At 71.7% G+C, this 17,625-nt stretch carries 10 protein-coding genes; 4 read left to right on the top strand and 6 right to left on the bottom strand.

Annotated elements, in window-relative coordinates:
• Window positions 1-21 precede the first annotated feature (21 nt).
• Both ACFP1K_RS25370 and ACFP1K_RS25365 read right to left on the bottom strand, forming a co-directional pair.
• Window positions 22-1,431, bottom strand: coding sequence for an acyl-CoA carboxylase subunit beta (locus ACFP1K_RS25370; protein WP_380757646.1), 1,410 nt, complete (start codon window positions 1,429-1,431; stop codon window positions 22-24).
• A gap of 150 nt (window positions 1,432-1,581) precedes the next feature.
• A complete protein-coding gene (locus ACFP1K_RS25365; protein ID WP_380757644.1) occupies window positions 1,582-2,760 on the bottom strand; it encodes a PucR family transcriptional regulator in 1,179 nt (392 codons plus the stop codon).
• 1,687 nt (window positions 2,761-4,447) lie between these two features.
• Here ACFP1K_RS25365 and ACFP1K_RS25360 point away from each other — a divergent pair.
• Both ACFP1K_RS25360 and ACFP1K_RS25355 read left to right on the top strand, forming a co-directional pair.
• The gene (locus ACFP1K_RS25360) at window positions 4,448-4,915 is read left to right on the top strand and encodes a methyltransferase family protein (RefSeq protein WP_380757642.1); all 468 of its coding nucleotides are present in this window, start codon (window positions 4,448-4,450) and stop codon (window positions 4,913-4,915) included.
• Between the two features lie 190 nt (window positions 4,916-5,105).
• On the top strand, window positions 5,106-6,932 hold the full coding sequence (locus ACFP1K_RS25355) for a protein kinase domain-containing protein (protein WP_380757640.1): 1,827 nt from the start codon (window positions 5,106-5,108) through the stop codon (window positions 6,930-6,932).
• A gap of 57 nt (window positions 6,933-6,989) precedes the next feature.
• Here ACFP1K_RS25355 and ACFP1K_RS25350 read toward each other — a convergent pair whose 3' ends face one another.
• On the bottom strand, window positions 6,990-7,403 hold the full coding sequence (locus ACFP1K_RS25350; protein WP_380757638.1) for a VOC family protein: 414 nt from the start codon (window positions 7,401-7,403) through the stop codon (window positions 6,990-6,992).
• Between the two features lie 559 nt (window positions 7,404-7,962).
• Between ACFP1K_RS25350 and ACFP1K_RS25345 the strand changes: the two genes are divergently transcribed.
• On the top strand, window positions 7,963-10,185 hold the full coding sequence (locus ACFP1K_RS25345; protein WP_380757636.1) for a peroxidase family protein: 2,223 nt from the start codon (window positions 7,963-7,965) through the stop codon (window positions 10,183-10,185).
• An 89-nt stretch (window positions 10,186-10,274) separates the two neighbouring features.
• Here the strand turns inward: ACFP1K_RS25345 and ACFP1K_RS25340 are convergent, their stop codons facing one another.
• Together ACFP1K_RS25340 and ACFP1K_RS25335 are read right to left on the bottom strand one after the other, a co-directional pair.
• A complete protein-coding gene (locus tag ACFP1K_RS25340; protein ID WP_380757634.1) occupies window positions 10,275-11,132 on the bottom strand; it encodes a LuxR C-terminal-related transcriptional regulator in 858 nt (285 codons plus the stop codon).
• A gap of 491 nt (window positions 11,133-11,623) precedes the next feature.
• Window positions 11,624-12,589, bottom strand: coding sequence for a helix-turn-helix domain-containing protein (locus ACFP1K_RS25335; protein ID WP_380757632.1), 966 nt, complete (start codon window positions 12,587-12,589; stop codon window positions 11,624-11,626).
• Between the two features lie 103 nt (window positions 12,590-12,692).
• On the opposite strand from ACFP1K_RS25335, the gene ACFP1K_RS25330 reads away from it, so the two are divergent.
• Window positions 12,693-16,166 (top strand): S8 family serine peptidase, encoded by a 3,474-nt coding sequence (locus tag ACFP1K_RS25330; protein ID WP_380757630.1) that lies wholly within the window; start codon window positions 12,693-12,695, stop codon window positions 16,164-16,166.
• A 61-nt stretch (window positions 16,167-16,227) separates the two neighbouring features.
• On the opposite strand, the gene ACFP1K_RS25325 is transcribed toward ACFP1K_RS25330, so the two are convergent.
• The coding region (locus ACFP1K_RS25325) for an alpha-galactosidase (RefSeq protein ID WP_380757628.1) at window positions 16,228-17,625 on the bottom strand (1,398 nt) is incomplete at its 5' end.

The following is a 17,625-nucleotide window of genomic DNA, read 5'->3' as shown; positions in this document are numbered from 1 at the left end:
TTCCCCCCGAGGTCTCGCGGGTCAGAGCGGGATGTTGCCGTGCCTGCCGCGGTTCTCGGGGATGCTGGAGAAGGCCTCCACCAGGCGGCGGCGGGTGCGGGCCGGGGTGACGACCTCGTCGACCACGCCGAGCGACATGGCGCGGTCGACGCCGCCCGCGATGCGGCGGTGCTCCTCGACCAGCTCGGCGCGCAGCGCGTCGCGCTCGGCCTCGGGGGTGGCGGCGAGGCGCTTGCGGTGCAGGACGTTGACGGCGGGCTCGGCGGCCATCACCGCGACCTCGGCCTCCGGCCAGGCGAACACCGCGTCGGCGCCGAGGGAACGGGAGTTCATCGCGATGTACGCGCCGCCGTAGGACTTGCGGGTGATGAGGGTCACCCGGGGCACGACCGACTCGCCGAAGGCGTGCAGCAGCTTGGCGCCGCGGCGCACCACGCCCTCCCACTCCTGGCCGACGCCCGGCAGGTAGCCCGGCACGTCCACGACGACCAGCAGCGGCAGCCCGAAGGCATCGCACATCCGGACGAAGCGGGCGGCCTTCTCGGCGCTGAGCGAGTCCAGGCAACCGCCCTTGCGCAGCGGGTTGTTGGCCACCACGCCGATGGAACGCCCGCCGAGGCGGCCGAGGCCGACCACCATGTTGGGGGCCCACTTCGCCTGCAGCTCCTCCAGCGCGTCGCCGCCGCCGTCCAGGATGCGGCGCAGCAGCGGGCGGACGTCGTAGGCGCGGCGCGGCCGGTCGGGCAGCAAGCCGATCAGGTCGTGGTCCTCGTCGGCCGCCTCCTCGATGTTGAAGTCGCCGTGGCGGGAGAGCAGGCCGGTGATGCGGCGGGCGTGGAGGTACGCCTCGGCCTCCGAGTCGGTGACCACGTGCACGACGCCGGACTTGCGCGCGTGCACGTCGGTGCCACCGAGGCCCACCATGTCGATGCGCTCGCCGGTCACCATGGAGATGACCTCGGGGCCGGTGATGAACACCTTGCCCTGCTCGGACATGATGACGAGGTCGGTGAGCGCCGGGCCGTACGCCGCCGCCCCCGCGGCCGGGCCGAGCACCACCGAGATCTGCGGGACGCGTCCCGAGGCGCGGATCATCGCCTGGAACATGCGGCCCACCGCGTCCATGGACTCCACGCCGTCGGCGAGCCGGGCGCCGCCGGAGTGCCAAAGGCCGATGACCGGCCGCCGCCGCACGACGGCCTCGTCGATGGCCTGAATGATGTGCGCCACCTCGTTGGTACCGAGCGAGCCGCCCATCATGGTGGCGTCGGTGCAGTAGGCCATCACCGGCGAGCCGCCGATCCGCCCGCGCACCGCGGCCACGCCGCTGCCGTCCGGGGCGTGGATCGGCTCCACCGACCCGTCGTCCAGCAACGCGGCCAGCCGTACCAGCGGCGCCCTCGGGTCGGGCGTCACCTGGGTGATCGTCATCGTCAGCTCCGTTCAGACATGAATGTGAGCACAGCGGTGAGGAGGTTCCTTGGTGCACGGCTCCATGGGTAACGGGCGGACGCGTCCCCTACGTCGCCGACTCGACCCTACCCCGGTCGCCGGGCACGGCGGCAGGTTCCGGACAGATGCTCACATCGCGTCGGGCCACGCCCCGGCGAGCAGCCGCGCGACGGCGGTGTTCAGCACGAGAATGCCGCGCGTGGAACCGGGGTTCAGCCCGGTCAGCTCACGCACTCTCTGCAGGCGGTAGTCCAGTGTGCGGGGGTGGACGTGCAGCGCGGCGGAAGCGCGCAGGCGGTTCATGTCGCAGCCGTAGTAGACGTTCAGAGTGGTCACCAGGTCGGGGCCGGAGGCGAGGCGCCGGGCCACGTCGTGCAGCCACTCGTCGGCCTCGGGCACCTGCGCGGCGCCGAGCTCGACGAAGACGTCGGCGAGGGTGCGGGCGCGGCGCGGGACGTTCTCGATGGGCGAGGCCTCGCTGACCTGCCGCGCCAGGGCGAACGTCGCCGCCAGCGCGTCCAGCCGCCCGGTGGCCGTGCCGACCGAGCAGGGCCGGCCGATCGCCGCGGCGAAGTCCTGCGCCACCGACAGCGCGCGGCCGGTGGCGGGCACGCCGTCGTCGGCGGGCACCAGCGCCACGAACTCCTCGGGGACGGGCCAGGAGAGCGGCATGAGGTGCGTCTTGAGCAGGACCTCCAGGACCTCGTCTCGGGGCCACTCCGTCCGGCGGATCGACCGGCCCGAGACCCGCACCACCGTCACGGTGTAGCGCTCCGGCACGGCCATGCCGAGGCCCGTGACCATCTCGGTCGCGGTCGGCTCCTCGGCGAGCAGCGCCTTGGCCAGCAGCTGGACGCGGGCGGCCATGGGCAGCAGGCGTTCCTGGCCCGCCACGTAGCCGCGGGTGTAGGCGCTCTGCGCGGTCGTCCCGTGCGGCCCGAGCCAGTCGAGCGTCATCATCAGCGCCTCGAGGTCGTCGGGTTCCGCGGCCTCCTGGACCTCGCGCAGCGTGAGCGTGGAGTGGAGCAGGAGCACCCGGCGGTGGGAGGCGAGCGACACGCCCCGCTCGCCGCGCTCCTTGCCCATCGCCGCCATGTGCGCGAGGTCGTCCTCGCTGAACGGCCGGTTGTCCTCGGCCAGCTCGAACGTGCGCCGGCGCAGGAGCACGGCGAAGTCGAACAGCGAGGCGTGCGAGCGGGCGTCGGCGGACATGAGGCGGTAGTCGGCCAGCTGGCTCGTGTACGTCTCGACCGCGCGACGGGCGTTGGCGTCGGCCCGGTCGCGGAGCAGGCGGAAGAACCCTCCCATACCAGAGCCCTCCGTCGGTCAGGGACACGGGCCAGAGACTCATGCTACGCAGCAGGATGGGACGTGTTGCGGCCCGCGAACGGAGTGGGGCCCGGAAAGGGAGTTCTCGCCCGCCGATTATGGGGGGTCACGAATCCCCCAGCGCTCCCACCAGCGAAGGTCCCTCCCCCCTCCCCCACAATTCGTGAGAAATGATGAAACAGCGAACACCCGCTACACCCCCGCCAACCAGTTACCTACTGTTTGTGCTACCCCACCCGGCCGTGACCCCCCGGCCACGACCCACCCGGTTCCGGCCCGGCCAAGGCGGCCCCGCCCGGTACCCGACGGCAAAGAGGCGGCCCGTCCCGGTACCGGACGGCGGCCCCCACCCCGGGCCGCCCCCTTGACGAGATAACCGGGCGCGTCAACCCTCCGCGTTACGGGACGCTACGGATCACGACCCCGACGGATGCCCCAGCGCGTCAACCCTCCGCCCCGCCGGGCGATGAGGCCGTCGCGAGTAGAGCCGGTCGCCCGCCGAAGGCGGCGGCCCCGTCGCCCCGCCGCCTCGTCGGGATCCTCTACCGGCGCCGCGGCGGCGGGACGTGGTACGGCGAACACGGCGCCGCCGTACGGCGGAACACCGAACCCGGTGTGCGCGGGCCCCCGGTGAAATGGTCCTCGCGAAGGCCGCGCTCCGCGCGGAAGGCGCAAGGGCTGTTCTCCTGCGGGGGACACCCCCGCACCCCCGGGCCTGCCGGGCTCATGGTGCACCAACGTGTCCCGTCGGACCGGTATCCCACCGTGCAACGGCACCGAGTTCGCCGTACAACATCCCACCGCCGCGGCGCCGACTAAAAGACCCCGACGAGGCGACGGGGCGACGCCGCCGCCTTCAGGTGCCGAGCTCATGGTGCACCACCGCGACGAGTCCCGCCGAGCCGGTATCCCACCGCACGACGGCGCCGAATACGCCGCACAACATCCCACCGCCGCGGCGCCGACTAAAAGACCCCGACGAGGCGACGGGGCGACGCCGCCGCCTTCAGGTGCCGAGCTCATGGTGCACCACCGCGACGAGTCCCGCCAGGCCGGTATCCCACCGCACGACGGCGCCGAATTCGCCGTACAACGTCCCACCGCCGCGGCGCCGGTAAAGGACCCCGACGAGGCGGCGCGGCGACGGCGCCGCCGCGTTCAGGTGCCGGGCTCATGGTGCACCACCGCGACAGGTCCCGTCGGGCCGGTATCCCGCCGTGCAGCGGCGCCGAATTCGCCACACCACGTCCCACCGCCGCGGCGCCGACTAGACGACCCCGACGGGGCGCGGGGCGGCGCCGCCCCGCGGGTGAGGTTCCGCCAAGTGGTGTGATTTCTGCGGCCGTGATCATGAATTCGCCGCCCCCGGTGTCAGGCGGCCGGCCATCGACACCCTTCACGAAGATCCCCAGGAGTTACCCCACTACCGGGGACGTCATCCGCCCGCGTTCACCGCCTGCTCCCGCATACTCCCACGCGCTCACCGCCTGCACGCGCTCGATTCCGTGAGAATCGTCGCTAGCGTGCCGCTGCCACGGATTCCCAGGGGATGGCGGCGACGGTAGGATTTCATCCTCTGATGAGTTCTGGTGGAGAGGTGGTCGGGATGCGTAGGGCGCCTGCGGCGGTTGGAAGTGTGCTCTTTTTTGTCGCTGCGCCTGGGACCGTGGCGGTGTTGGTGCCGTGGCTTATCACGGGATGGCGGGTGGCGGAGTTGCCGGGGGTGATCGGTTGGGTGACGGGGGCGCTCAGGGGGCTCGGTGGGGGGCTTGTGCTTGTGGGGCTGGTGGTGGTGGTGGATGCGTTTGTGCGGTTTGTTCGGGAGGGGTTTGGTACGCCGATGCCGGCGGCGCCGCCCGAGCATCTTGTCGTCGGCGGGCTGTACCGCCACGTGCGCAATCCCATGTATGTGGGAGTGCTCGCGGCAATCTTGGGCCAGGCACTACTGCTCGGCCGGTTCTCCCTGATCTGGTATGCGGCGGCAGCCTTCGCGGCGACCTTCGCTTTTGTCCGTCTTCACGAGGAGCCCACCTTGCGCCGTACCTTCGGTGCGGAGTACGAGGAGTACCGCGCGGCCGTGCCCGGCTGGTGGCCCCGGCCCAGCCCGTGGCGTGGCGGAGCCGGACGGGTATGACGCTTCTTTCGGACGCGTCGGACGAGGATGCGCGCGGGCCGTACGTTCATATGGAGCTTTTTCCGGACATCGGATGAAGATGCGGGCGTATCGCGCGGGCCGTGCGGCATATGACGCTTTCCCGGGGGACCGGCAGACCCTAGGGTGATGCCTCACATCTGCAACGCCGAGACGATCGAAGAGGTGGGCCGTGCGCCCGCGTGCACTGGGGCCGGGAGAGCCTGAGCGGATAGGTGGCTACCGGCTGACGGGAGTGCTCGGCGAGGGGGGTCAGGGCGTCGTCTATCTCGGCGAGGGTCCCTCGGGTGGGCAGGTCGCGGTGAAGGTGCTGCATTCGAGGGCGGCGGCGGACAGCGAGAGCCAGCGGCGGTTTCTGCGCGAGGCGGAGACCGCGCGCAGGGTCGCGCTGTTCTGCACGGCCCGCGTGCTGGACGCGGGCACGTCCGACGACCGTCCCTATGTGGTGAGCGAGTACATCCCGGGCGTCTCGCTGGCGGAGGCCGTCGCGACCGGCGGGCCGCGCGGCGGCAGCGGGCTGCAGCGCCTGGCGGTGGCCACGGTGACCGCGCTGGCGGCGATCCACCGGGCGGGCATCGTGCACCGCGACTTCAAGCCGAGCAATGTGATCCTCGGCCCCGAGGGGCCGGTGGTCATCGACTTCGGCATCGCCCGCGAACTCGGCCACGCCACCACGTCCTCCGGCCTGATCGGCACCCCCGCCTACATCTCCCCCGAGCAGCTCGCCGGTCAGACCCCGGGCACGGCCTCCGACCTGTTCAGCTGGGCCGCCACGATGGTGTACGCCGCCACCGGCCACCTCGCCTTCCCCGGCGCGACCATCCCCACCCTGCTGTTCGCCATCTCCACCGCGGACCCCGACCTGACCGGCGTCCCCTCCGACCTCCACTCCCTCCTCGCGTCCTGCCTGGCCAAGGACCCCGCCATCCGTCCCACCGCCGCCCAGGCCCTCCGCCATCTCACCGGCGAGGACATCCCCACCGCACCCGTCTCCGGCCCCCCGCCGGCAGCCGGCCCCGCACAAACGATCCCCGCCACCCCACACCCGGCCACCGCGACCTCCCGGCTCCACCCCGACCCGGTTCCGGGCACGCCGACCTATCCCGTCCGCGGCGGGCCGGATCCGGCCACGCCGACGCGCCCGGCGGACGGCGCCGTTCCGTCGCCGTCGGCGGAGCGTACCCGCTCACCCGCCACGCCGGGCGCCACCGCCGCCGAGGCGGACACCACGCGGCGGGCCGGGCGGCGGCCGGCGCGGCGGCGGCTGCTGTGGCCGGTCGTCGCCGTCGGAACGGCGCTGGTCGTCACGGCCGGGGTGCTGGTGCTGCGGCCCGTGCTCACCGGCCCCGGGGACGGGGCGCCGAGCGGTGGGACCCTGCTGTACGGCGACGACTTCGGGGACCGGGGGAACTGGGACGGGTACACGTTCAACCCCGGCGCGAGCGGGGACGAGCGCACCACCCACGGGTACGAGATCGAGCGCGGCGTCTACTCGATCTACGCCGACAAGGACGACCCGTTCGGCGCCGCCCTGTCCCCCGTGCCGCCCAAGAACCCGCCGTCCGCACCCGAGCGGAACGTGCTGATCGGCGTGACCACGCAGGTACGGGAGGGCTCCACGGGCCGCGCCGCCTACGGACTGCTGTGCCGCTGGGACGAGGACACCCCGAACGGCTACCTCTTCCTCCTCGGCCTCGACGGCACGGCGCGCGTCGTCAGGAACGCGCAGGGCACCCGCCTCGACCTGGTGCCCCCGGTCAAGGTCGCCGCACCCCGCCCGGGCCAGGACATCCGCCTGCAGGCACGCTGCGACGGATCCGGCACCGCCACCCGCCTCACCTTCTGGGTCGACGGCACCCGGGTACTGGAGACGGCCGACCCCACGCCTCCGGCGGACGGCCCGCACAGCCAGGCCGGGCTGGTGGCGCAGGTCCCCGAGGCCGGCGGCGGCACCGTCACGGTGTCCTTCGACGACTTCAGCGTCCGCCGGGCATCGTGACGCCCGGCCGGGCCTGGGAGACCCGGCCGGACGCCTCGCCACCGCGAGGCACCGGGGTCAGCCCTGCCCCTGGGTGATGTTCACCATCCAGCCGGTGCCGAAGCGGTCCACGCAGGCGCCGAACTCGTCGCCCCACATCTGCTTCTCCAGGGGGACCGAGACGGTGCCGCGCTCGGACAGCTTCTCCCAGTAGCCGCGGAGCTCGTCGCCGTCGTCGCCGCTGAGGCTGACCGTGATGGTGTTGCCGGGGGTGTGGTCCATGCCGGGCGGGGTGTCGGAGCCCATGAGGGTGTAGCCGCTCGGGGTCTCCAGCATGGCGTGCATGATCTTGGTGGCCAGCTCCGGCTCCTGGGCGCCGGACTCGCCGAAGGTGTGCAGGGACAGATCGCCCCCGAAGACGGAGCGGTAGAACTCCATGGCCTCGCGGGCGTCGCCGGCGAAGCTGATATAGGGGTTGAGGCGAGAAGGCATGAGATCTCCCTGTCGTGTCATGTCGTGTCCGAGCCTGACCCGCCCACACTAGCGACGGCCACCGACAAGACCGGGTCTCCGGCGCCGGGCGAGCCGCCCCGATCATCGGAAGAAACACTCCGGGCCCCCGGCGAATAAAAATACACCTAGGTGTTAATCGCCCCCAAGGAGTACCTGTCCAGAGGTCTCCATTGACGCGTCACAGGCGGAAGAACAGCATTGCCGCGTGGGGCACAACCCTCTCCGACCTGGAGGTTCATAGCAGAGCGCATGTTTTTGGCGTGCCATCACCGCCGGACGAGATCCTTTGATTCATTACTCGGTGGCCACGCTTCCAAAAACGCGATCCCGCGTTCCTGGCGCAATGAATCATGCCCCACCATCCGTTTCCTTCGGTCATTGGACGAAGGCCGGATCTTCCGCGAAAACTTTCACTCGCACGAGAAAAACGTGTGGAGGCCCCCTGATGTACCACCACCGCCATCCCGTCATTCGATATGTCTCCCTTCGCCGCCGACGAGGCCCGGGAAGGACGTCGTTCCTCGTCGCCTGCGCGACGATGCTCGTCCTCGGTGGAGTGGTCGCCGCCCCTGAAGCCCGCGCGGCCGTCCCGTTCGAGGTCGAGAGTCTCAACGGCAGTGGTAACAACGTCGCCAACCCCACCTGGGGGCAGGGCGGCACCGCCTACTCACGGGTGGCGCCGGCCCGGTACGCCGACGGGGTGAGCGCCCCGCGTACGGGGCCCAACAGCAGATTCATCAGCAACCGCCTCTTCAACGACATCCACCAGAACATCTTCTCCGAGCGGCGGGTCACCCAGTGGGGCTTCACCTGGGGCCAGTTCCTCGACCACACGGTCGGCCTGCGCGACGCCGCCGGCCCGACGGCGACCGCGGCGAACATCCCCTTCAACAGCGCCGACCCGCTGGAGACGTTCGCCAACAACCTGGGCGCCATCTCGTTCACCCGGTCGGCCGCCACCGCGGGCACGGGCACGAACGCGTCCAACCCGCGCCAGCAGACCAACACCATCGGCACCTACCTCGACGCGTCGACCGTCTACGGGGAGAACGACACGCGGCTCGAATGGCTGCGCGAGGGCCCGGTGGACGGCAACCTCGCCAACAACGGCGCCCGCCTGCTGCTGCCCGGCAACTACCTGCCCCGGCGCGACAGCAGGGGCAACGCGGCGTCCGCCCCCGCCTCGGACGTGGACGGCAGGCTGCGGGCCAGCCCGGCGAGCGCGATGGTGGCCGGAGAGGCGCGGGTCAACGAGAACATCACGCTGACCGCGACCCACACCCTGTTCGCGCGCGAGCACAACCGGATCGTCGCGCTGCTGCCGAGCTCCCTGTCCGAGGAGGACAAGTTCCAGATCGCCCGGCGCGTGGTCATCGCCGAGGTGCAGTACGTCACCTACAACGAGTTCCTCCCCACCCTGGGCGTCGCCCTCCCGTTGTACGCCGGTTACCGCCCGGCGGTGAACGCCAACCTCTCCAACGAGTTCGCCACGGTCGGCTACCGGGCGCACAGCCAGATCCACGGCGAGGTCGAGGTGGAGGCCGACGCCGACCGGTACACCGCCGCCCAGCGGGACGCGCTGGAGGCCCAGGGCGTCGAGATCGAGGACCTCGGCGACGAGGTGGCGCTCGCGGTGCCGCTCAACGTGGCCTTCTTCAACCCCGACCTGGTGCCGGCGCTGCAGCTCGGCCCGCTGCTGCAGGCCATCGGGCTGGAGGCGGAGTACAAGAACGACGAGCAGATCGACAACCAGTTGCGCAGCGTGCTGTTCCAGGTCCCGGTGGCGGGCAACCCCGAGTGCCTCGACGGTCCCACGCTGCCCCAGTGCTTCCGGGGCGTCGTCGACCTCGGCGCGATCGACGTCGAGCGCGGGCGCGACCACGGGATGCCGTCGTACAACCAGATGCGGCAGGCGTACGGGCTGGCACCGCGGACCAGCTTCACGGCGATCACCGGAGAGAGCACCGACGCCTTCCCCGCCGACCCGGCGCTGACGCCCGGGAACGAGATCAACGACCCCGACAGCCTCACCCACACGGCGCTGTTCGACATCGACGGCACGGCGCTCCCGGCCGACGACGACGCCTCGGCGACCCGGTCGGTCCGCCGGACCACGAACGCGTCGCGGCTGCGCGCGATCTACGGGAACGTGGACGCGGTGGACGCCTTCGTCGGCATGGTCGCCGAGCCGCACGTGGCGGGCACCGAGTTCGGTGAGCTCCAGCTCGCCATCTGGACCCGGCAGTTCCAGGCGCTGCGCGACGGCGACCGGTTCTTCTACGGCAACGACGCCACCGCGCTGACCAACATCAGGACCCGGTACGGGATCGACTACCGGCGCACGCTCGGCCAGATCATCGCCTCCAACACCGACATCCCGGCCGGCGAGCTGAACGCCAACGTGTTCCAGGTGGCCGAGGACGAACTGCCCGCGCCGAGGTGCGCGGTCGACTACTCGCTCACCACGAGCTGGTCGGGGAACTTCCAGGCCAACATAAAGATCACCAACCTCGGGTCCACCCCGATCTCGGGCTGGACCCTGCGCTGGCGGTTCCCTAACGGCCAGGCCGTCACCGAGCTGTGGAACGGCACCGTGACCCAGTCGGGCCCGAGCACCGCGGTGACCAACCAGACCTTCAACGCCACCATCCCGCCGGGAGGCTCGCAGAACGGCATCGGGTTCAACGCCAGGTGGGACAACGCCACCAACGCGGAGCCGCCTGACTTCACGCTCAACAACGCCCGCTGCGCGCGCAGCTAGCGGCCCGGCCCGCGAGAAAGGACGGGTGGCCCCCGGCTCCGGGGGCCACCCGTCCTCGTGCCGCCCGGGAGGAGACGCCTCCCGGGCGGTCAGACCTTCCCGGCCTCGGCGCCCGGCACCACGCCGAGCTGGTAGGCGAGGGTGAGCGTCTCCTGCCGGTTGCGCGTGCCGAGCTTGCGGAACAGCCGCGCCTGGGTGTTCTCCACCGTCTTGGTGGTGATGCCGAGCGCGCGGGCGGTCTGGCGGATGGTGTGCCCGCTGGCGATGGAGGCGAGGATGTCACGCTCCCGCGAGGTCAGTTCCGGGACGCGCGGCGGGTCCTCCACCTGCCCGTAGAGGTTCTCCCCGGCGTAGGAGGAGGTCATGACGAAGTGGTAGCCGCGCATCACCAGTGTCAGCACCGTGTCGAGCTCCCGGCGGACGTCGGTCGCGCAGACGAGGCCGCGGGCGCCCCGGCGCAGGGCGTCCATCACCGCGGCGAGGCTCGGCAGGGTGGAGCGCACGATGACGGAAGGCGCGTGCAGGCGGGTCGGCAACGACCAGTCCCTGGGCAGCGGGTCGACCAGCAGCACCGTCATCGGGCCCCGGTGCCAGCAGATGGCCGGGTCCCCCTCCACGTCGCCGGTGGGCGCGAGCAGGAAGGCCGTGCCACGTTCCAGGAGCGCGGCGGACACCTCGAAGCAGGCGCCGGGCAGGGCGTGCACGATGACGAGTTCCGGACGGCCGCGCTCGGGGTGCAACCGCGGTGGCAGGTCGACGTTTCTCGGCAGGTCGAACAGGCCGAGGGAGATACCGCGGGACACCGCGTGGATCTGTGAACCCACGCCCAGCTTGCCGTAGAGGTGCCGCTTGTGGCTCTCCACCCCGCGTGGCCCCATCCGCAACAGGCTCGCGATCTCGGATACGCTGTGCCCGCTGGCGATCAAGGAGAGCACGGTCAGCTCCATGCTCGTGAGCCTGTCGATCTGAATGGCATCGGTCCCGCTCGTCGAAGGACCTTGACCCGTCTCATCCATGGCGTTTCTAGTTTCGCTAGTCACATATTCCGGAATTCCCGGTGTGTGCACCGCCGGGAGACGTGATCGATCCCCGATAGATTGACAAATATGACATTAGATGTCAATAAACACGAGGATCGCCATGCTCCACCTGCACGCTGCCGTGAAACTTTCACCCAGGTAGGTCGTACATCTCCCACCTCGCACCTTCCCCCAGGCAGGAGCGCACGACTGGTGTGAAACTTTCAGCCGAAACAGCACGAGACATCTCACACCTCACGTTCCCCACTTGTGAGGTCGCGCCGCCGATCTTCCTTCACGTCGGTATAGAATCGTTATAATAAAGCACGCCTATATTGTTTCTACAACGCTTTACCGGACGGCGGACGGGCCCGGATAACAGCGAAATGTTTCTCCCCCGCCGCCGTTTCCCGCACCGGTCAGATCCATCCGCGGCGGGTGGCCTCCATGGCGATCTGGAACCTCGTCTGCGCCCCGACCCGGAGCATCAGCTTGGTGACATGCCGCTGCACGGTCCGCTCGCTCCAGCCGAGTGCCCGGCTGGCCGCCTTGTCGGTCGCCCCCGAGGCCAGCAGCGCCAGCAGCCGCGCCTCGTCCTCCGACAGCTCGCCGGCGGCGGGCGAGCGCAGCTGGACCGGGACCGCGCGCTCCCACGTCACCTCGAACAGGGCGACCAGCGCGTCCAGCAGCGGCGACGGGTGGATCAGGTACGACGCGGTGACCGCGTCGTCGCCGGACCGCAGCAGCGGGAGCATGGCCAGCCGGTCGTCGGAGATGGCGAGCTTCATCGGCACCTCGGCGATCCTGGCCTGCTCCCCGTGGCGTAGCCCCGCGGCCACGTCGTCCCGCCATCCCGGCAGTTCCAGGGCGCTCTTGTCGTAGATGACCCGGTACTTCACCCCGCGCTGCAGCAGGGCGATCTCGACGTGGTTGGACTCGGTGTGCGCCTGCGGGGCGGCGTACGGGGGACGGTCGAAGCCGCGCATCTGCGCGTGGGTGTTCTGCTGCATCCGCACCCAGTGCTGGTTGACCTCGTCCCGGCCCGAGATCACCTCGATCAGCTCGCCGGGATGGGCGAACCGGGTGCCCGCCTGGTACATCTTCATCAGCGTCCTGATGTGCAGGCGGACGTCGTGCAGCCCCGCCTCGCGCTCGCGCAGCACGGCCTCCAGGCCGCTGTCCGGCGAGACGGCGACGTAGCGGACCGGCCGGCCGGCCGAGCGGGTGGCCAGGCCGAGGTCGGTCAGCGACCGCAGCCCTCGCCGGATGGCCGACTCGGGCAGATGGGAGTCCTGGACGAGCTCCGAGATCGTCGCCTGCGCCCGGCGCACCAGGGCGTCGTACACCGCCTCGTCCTGCTGGCTCAGCCCTATCGCTTCGAGCACGCCGCCTCCCGGGCACGACCTCCGATGACCGGTGCCCATTGTCGCATTCCCGTCACCTGGCAGAAAGTCGCCTCAACATCAACTTGTCTTCTCTTCATGCGACATGTCAGCGTTCGTCCTGCGTCCCCGCGTGCACATGGCCGAAGGAGCCCCCCACATGTCGCTGTGCGCCCCGCGTTCTCGCGGGCAACGCCTGTTGGTCGCGGTACTGCTGGTGCTCGGATCGCTCCTCGTGGTCCTGCCCCCCGCCCCGGCGACCGCACAGGCGCCTCCGGCGGAACCGGCCCCCAGGGAGAAGATCGCCCCGGAGCTGCTCGATCGGCCGGAGAACACCAGGACCCCCGCCGACGGCCGCGTGGAGGCGGTCGTCATCGTGGACACCCCCGCGCCGCCCCCCGCCGGGGCGGCCGACACGGACGAGGTGCCCGGGGAACTGGAGAAGACGGCCGAGACCACGCAGGCCCCCGTGGTGGACCTGATCGAGTCCCACGGTGACCAGGTGCTCAACACGTTCTGGCTGAAGAACATGGTCCTGGTCCGGGTCAAGCCAGCCACCCTGGACGCGCTCGCCGCGTCCCCCCTGGTGGAGCGGGTCATCCCCAACTTCACGCTGACCGCCCCGCGCGCCGAGCCACGCCGCGCCGCGGCCGAGGGCGAGGGCGAGACGACGTGGGGCATCAAGAAGATCGGCGCCGACCGGGTGCGCTCCGAGCGCGGCCTCACCGGTGACGGCGTGCGGGTCGCGGTGCTCGACACCGGCGTCGACATCACCCACCCCGACCTCGCGGGCAAGCTCGTCTCCGACGACCCCGCCGACCCGTCCCACCCCGGCGGCTGGATCGAGTTCGCCGCCGACGGCACCCCCGTGCCGACCACGCCGCACGACAGCAGTTACCACGGCACCCACGTGGCGGGCACCATCGCCGGCGGCGACGCCTCGGGCACGGCGATCGGCGTGGCGCCCGGCGTCGAGCTGATGGCCGGGCTGGTCATCCCGGGCGGCAACGGCACGCTCGCCCAGGTGATCGCCGGCATGCAGTGGGCCATCGCCCCGTACGACAAGGACGGCGAACCGGCCGGCGAGCCCGCGGACGTCGTCAGCATGTCACTCGGCGGCGAGGGCTACTCCGACGAGATGATCGAGCCCACCCGCAACATCCTGCGGGCCGGCGCCTTCCCGTCGTTCGCCATCGGCAACGAGTGCCTCCCCGGCGGCTCCGGCAGCCCCGGCAACGTGTACGACGCGGTGGCGGTCGGCGCCACCGACGTCAACGACGACGTGCCGGACTTCTCCTGCGGCGGTGTGGTGCGCCGCGACGACTGGATCGACGCGCCGGGCGACTGGCCGGACACCTACGTCGTGCCGGACATCTCCGCTCCGGGCCTGGACGTGCTGTCCGCCATACCGGGAGGCGGGTACGGGGAGCTCAGCGGAACCTCGATGGCCACCCCGCACGTCTCGGGCGTGGTCGCGCTGATGCTCCAGGCCCGTCCCGAGCTCGGCGTCGCCGAGGCCCTCGCCATCCTGGAGGACACGTCGTTCTCCGACGACCGCTACGGCGCGCTCCCCAACCCGCGGTACGGCGCGGGGCGGATCGACGCCTACGCCGCCGTCGCCGAGGCCGCGCTCACCAGCGGCGTGCGGGGCACCGTCACCGACGGCAAGACCCGCGAGCCGCTCGCCGGCGTGACGGTCACCCGGGGCGCCACCGGCCGTAGCGTGACGACCGACGCGCGGGGCCGGTTCGAGTTCCGGGCCGCCGCCGGCACCCACGACCTGACGCTGACCCGGTTCGGCTACAAGCAGGAGCCGGTCCGCGTGCGGGTCACGGCGAACCGCTTCACCGACCTCCGCGTCGCGCTCGACCAGACCCGCCGGGGCAGGATCTCCGGCCAGGTCGTGTACGGCCCGACCGGCTCGACGGTGCCGGGCGCCACGGTCACGGTTCTCGGCGTGCCCGACCCGCTGGCCGGGACGACGGACCTGAACGGCCGATACACCATCGCCGGCGTGCCCGAGGGCGAGTACCGGATCTCCGCCGTGGCGCCCGGCGTGTCCCGGTCGGCCCCGGCGCCCGTCCGTGTGCGCACCGGCACGGCACGGGCCGACCTCGCCCTGCCGAAGCCGCCGCCCACCGAGCGGATCTCGCTGTCCACCGACCACAAGCAGGGCAACTCCGACGCGTGGTGGCCGCGGCTGAGCGCCGACGGCAACCATGTGACGTGGGCCAGCATGGCGTCCAATCTCGTGCCCGGCGACACCAACGACGACCTCGACATCTTCGCGACCGACCTGCGCACCGGCGAGACCGAGCGGGTGTCGGTGGCCTCCGACGGCACGCAGGGCGACAGCTTCTCGCTGTCGCCGATGATCAGCGCCGACGGCCGGTACGTCGGGTTCAACAGCGGGTCGGCCAACCTGGTGCCCGGCGACACCAACGGCTACGCCGACACCTTCGCGCACGACCGGCGGACCGGAAAGACCGAACGGCTCTCGGTGGCCGCCGACGGCACGCAGGCGAACGACCTGTCCGGGCCCGCGGCGTTCAGCGGCGACGGCCGGTACGCCGTATTCATCAGCGAGGCCACCAACCTGGTGCCCGGCGACACCAACGGGGGCACCGACGTGTTCGTCCGCGACCGGGTGAACGGGACGATCGAGCGTGTCTCGGTCGGTGCGGGCGGCGTGCAGGGCGACGGCAGCTCGCGGGAGGCGTCCATCAGCGCCGACGGCCGCTACGTCGCGTTCCAGAGCGCGGCGGCCAACCTGGTGCCGGAAGACACCAACGGGCTGATCGACGTGTTCGTCCGCGACCGGGAGACCGGCGCGGTCGAACGGATCACGGCGCCGGACGGCGCCGAGGCCGTCTGGCCGGTGATCAGCGCGGACGGCCAGATGGTGGTCTTCAGCGTGAACCTGCAGATCTATCTGTACGACCGGCGGTCCCGCACCACCACCCTTGTGTCGGCGAACGCCGACGGCACCCCGTCCACCAACATGGCCCTCGCGCCGTCGCTCACCACCGACGGCCGGACGGTCGCGTTCTACAGCTACGCCGGCCTGGTGCCGGAAGACACCAACACCCGGCCCGACGCCTACGTACGCGACATGACCACCGGTTCCCTTGAGTGGATCTCCACCGCGCCGGGGGGCGGGGAGAGCGACGGCCTGACCGAGCTGCCGTCCATCAGCGGCGACGGGCGGTTCGTCGCCTTCCACAGCACGTCCACCGACCTGGTCGAAGGCGACACCAACCGCCGTTACGACATCTTCGTCCACGACCGGCGCCCCGGTCCCGAACCCCGCTTCGCCCTGACCGGCCTCGACGTCAGCCCCGCCACCGCCCGCCCCGGACGCCCGGTGCGGATCACGGCGTGGGTCAAGAACATCGGCGAGAAGCCGGGCCCGTACGACGCCGCCCTGGTCGTCGGCGGCCTGCCGGAACCCCGCCGGACCTTCCAGGTCGGCGCCGGCAAGGCGGTAAAGCTCACCTTCGAGGTCCGCCGCGGTTCCCCGGGCACCTACACCGTGGAACTCGGCCCGCTCACCGGCACCCTCACGGTGTCCAGGCACTGAGATACCACCACCGGCACCACCCGGGGCCGGCCGCGGACCACTCCCCGCGGCCGGCCCCTTCTCATTCGGTGTCTGAGATGTTCTCGGCCTCGATGAGCAGCACGGACGCCGGTCGCAACGCGGGCGCGGGCAGGCCGGCCTCGGTGAGCACCGCCCCGGGCAGGCATACCGGGGCGGCGGCCCATCGGGGCAGCGCCGCGCCTTCGGGGAGCGGCCCGGCGAGGCGGACCTCGTAGCGGGCGGCGGGATCGAGTCCCGGCAGCCGGACCGGGTCGGGCCCGGCGGCGACCCTGGAGGTGAGCTGGACGTAGGCGAACACCGCGCGCTCGGGCCGCACGACGCCGTGCACCAGCGCCGAGGGGTCGGGGTGGTCGGCGCGGACGACCCGTCCGGTGTGCAGCAGCGGGCGCAACCGCTTGTGCAGGGCGATCCACACGGCGAGCTCGTCACGTTCGGCCTGGCTCGCCGAGACCAGGTCCCATTCCACGCCCATGTGGCCGAACAGCGCGGTGGCGGCGCGGAAGGCGAGCGGCAGCGCCCGGCCGGTGATGTGGTCGGCGGGCGCGCCGACGTGGCAGCCCATCAGCTCGGGCGGCACCAGCAGGCCGGTCCAGCGCTGGATGAGCTGCCGGTCCAGGGCGTCGTTGCTGTCGGAGGTCCACACGCGGTCGGTGCGGGCCAGGATGCCGTAGTCGACGCGCGCGCCGCCCGAGGAGCACGACTCGACCTCCAGCGCCGGGTGGCGGCGGCGCAGCTCGTCGACGAGCCGGTAGGCCGCGAGGGTCTGCGCGTGCACGCCGGGCACGCCGTCGTGCCGCACGGGCTCGGCGATGTCGCGGTTGTGGTCCCACTTGACGTAGTCCAGGGCGTACTCGCGCACCAGCGCGTCCAGCCGTTCCAGCAGGTAGCCGAAGACCTCGGGCCTGGACAGGTCGAGCACCTGCTGGTTGCGCTGGAGCCCCGGCGGCCGCGCGGCGCGGCCGAGGATCCAGTCGGGGTGCGCGCGCGCCAGGTCGGAGTCCGGGTTGACCATCTCCGGCTCGAACCACAACCCGAACTGCATCCCGAGGTTGCGGACGTGCCCCACGAGCCGGTGCAGCCCACCCGGCCAGACCGTCTCGTCCACGTACCAGTCGCCGAGCCCGGCCCGGTCGTGCCGCCGCCCGCGGAACCACCCGTCGTCCAGCACGAACCGCTCCACCCCGGCCGCCGCCGCCTGCTCCGCCAGCGCGAGCAGCCGGTCCACGTCGTGGTCGAAGTAGGTGGCCTCCCAGTTGTTCAACGTGACCGGCCGCGCCCCCCAGCCGCCCCGCGAAGCCCGCAGATGGTCGTGCAGCCGCCCGCCCGCCTCGTCCAGCCCCGCCCCCGACCAGGTGAAGTACACCCAAGGCGTCCGGTACGACTCCCCCTCCCCCAGCACGACCTCCCCCGGCTCCAGCAGCGCCCCCGCCCCCAGCAG

This window comes from Sphaerisporangium aureirubrum, from assembly GCF_042658925.1.
GTDB classification, from domain to species: Bacteria; Actinomycetota; Actinomycetes; order Streptosporangiales; family Streptosporangiaceae; genus Sphaerisporangium; species Sphaerisporangium aureirubrum.
This window is presented reverse-complemented; position numbering and strand designations above follow the sequence as displayed.

What these genes read in the sequence shown, in the direction of transcription:
- ACFP1K_RS25330 (WP_380757630.1), top strand. Translation starts at nt 12,693, where the DNA reads ATGTCAGCGTTCGTCCTGCGTCCCCGCGTGCACATGGCCGAAGGAGCC.
- ACFP1K_RS25365 (WP_380757644.1), bottom strand. Translation starts at nt 2,760, where the DNA reads ATGGGAGGGTTCTTCCGCCTGCTCCGCGACCGGGCCGACGCCAACGCC.
- ACFP1K_RS25340 (WP_380757634.1), bottom strand. Translation starts at nt 11,132, where the DNA reads ATGGAGCTGACCGTGCTCTCCTTGATCGCCAGCGGGCACAGCGTATCC.
- ACFP1K_RS25350 (WP_380757638.1), bottom strand. Translation starts at nt 7,403, where the DNA reads ATGCCTTCTCGCCTCAACCCCTATATCAGCTTCGCCGGCGACGCCCGC.
- ACFP1K_RS25345 (WP_380757636.1), top strand. Translation starts at nt 7,963, where the DNA reads ATGCTCGTCCTCGGTGGAGTGGTCGCCGCCCCTGAAGCCCGCGCGGCC.
- ACFP1K_RS25370 (WP_380757646.1), bottom strand. Translation starts at nt 1,431, where the DNA reads ATGACGATCACCCAGGTGACGCCCGACCCGAGGGCGCCGCTGGTACGG.